The sequence below is a fragment of the Candidatus Methylomirabilota bacterium genome (assembly GCA_036005065.1).
Lineage (GTDB): Bacteria > Methylomirabilota > Methylomirabilia > Rokubacteriales > DASRDR01 > DASYQW01.
Window position 1 is genome coordinate 1 of sequence record DASYQW010000016.1, and the last position, 1,644, is coordinate 1,644.

General features: G+C 70.1%; 1 protein-coding gene. It reads right to left on the minus strand.

The window, feature by feature from the left end; all coding sequences use genetic code 11:
- Window positions 1-1,644, minus strand: a 1,644-nt coding sequence (locus VGW35_00870; protein ID HEV8306189.1) for a PAS domain S-box protein, incomplete at both ends; no start/stop codon positions are given.

Sequence of the window (1,644 nt, forward strand, 5' to 3'; positions counted from 1 at the left end):
GTAGCCGCCGCTCTGCTGCACGATCCCGTAGACGGTCGAGAGGCCGAGCCCGGTGCCCTTGCCCTTGTCCTTGGTGGTGAAGAACGGCTCGAAGATGCGCTGCTGGGTCTCCTTGTCCATGCCGTGGCCGGTGTCGCTCACGGCCAGCATCACGTACCGTCCGGGACGGACGGTGACGTGCTCGTGGGCGTACTCCTCGTCGAGGTCGGCGTTGCCCGCCTCGAGCACGAGCCGGCCCCCGCGGGGCATGGCGTCGCGGGCGTTGACGGCCAGGTTCAGGATCACCTGGTCGAGCTGCACCGGGTCGGCCTTGACCCGGCCCACCCCCGGCTCGCCCCTCGTCACCAGCTCGATGTCCTCGCCGATGAGCCGCTCCAGCAGGCCGCGTGAGTGCTCGAGGACCTCGGCGACGTCCAGCACCTTCGGCTGCAGGAGCTGCTTGCGGGAGAAGGCCAGGAGCTGCCGCGTCAGCGCGGCCGCGCGTTCGGCGGCCCGCGTCACCTCGGACACGTGGCGCCGGAGCGGATCGTCGGCGCCGAGCCGACGCAGCATCAGCTCGCTGTAGCCGAGGATGGCGGTCGTGAGGTTGTTGAAGTCGTGGGCCACCCCCCCGGCCAGCCGCCCGATCGCCTCCATCTTCTGCGCCTGGCCGAGCTGGGCCTCGAGGTCCCGGCGGACCGTGAGGTCGCGGACGTTGACGACGATCGTGAGCTTGCCGTTCTCGTCCCGGCGGCTCTTCGCCACCGCTTCGATGTTCCGCCACGAGCCGTCGCGGTGGAGGGCGCGGGTCTCGACGAGCTCGGTCCGTCCGGGCTCCTGGAGCAGTTTCCGGACGGCTTGCGAGATCCAGGGCCGGTCCTCCGGAGGAAGCAGCTCCAGCCCGCTGCGGCCGCGCCGGTCCTCGGGGCGCCAGCCCAGCATCTTCTCCAGCGCCGGGCTCTCGTAGAGCACGGTGCCCTCGGCGTCCAGCACGACGATCGGGTCCGATGCGTTCTCGATGAGCGACCGGAAGTACTCTTCGCTGCGCCGGAGGGCCTCCTCCGCGCGCTTGCGATCGGTGACGTCCATCAGGGTCCCCACCGCGCCGAGGAAGCGTCCCTGTCCATCCCGCCACGGGAAGGAATGATCGGCCAGCCATCTCAGCTCGCCGTTCTTCGTCCGCACCTGGTAGTCGGCGGAGAACTCGCCCGACTGCTCGATCTGGCGGGCCCATTCCCGTTTCCCGATCGCGACCGCCCTCCCGGCGGTGTCCGTGACGCTCACGATGAGCCCGTTCAGGCCTACGCCGTTGATCTCTCTCGGCCCGTAGCCGGTGAGCCGCTCGATGCCGGGACTCACGTAGTCGTAGACCATGTCGGGGAACCGCAGGCGATAGACGACGTCCGCGGTGTTCTCCACGACGAACCGGAAGCGCTCCTGCGCTTCGCGAAGGGCGTCTTCCGCCTCCCGCCGGCGGCGGCGCCCGGCGGCCTCGCCCAGCTCACGGCGGATCGCGACCACCAGCCGGGAGAGATTCTCCTTCTGGACGTAATCGTGGGCGCCGGCCTTCATGGCCTCCACCAGCTCCGCCTCGGTGACCGTGCCGGAGATGACGATCGTCGGGATGTCGAGCTGCAGATGGCGGAGGTGCCGGAGGACGCCGAG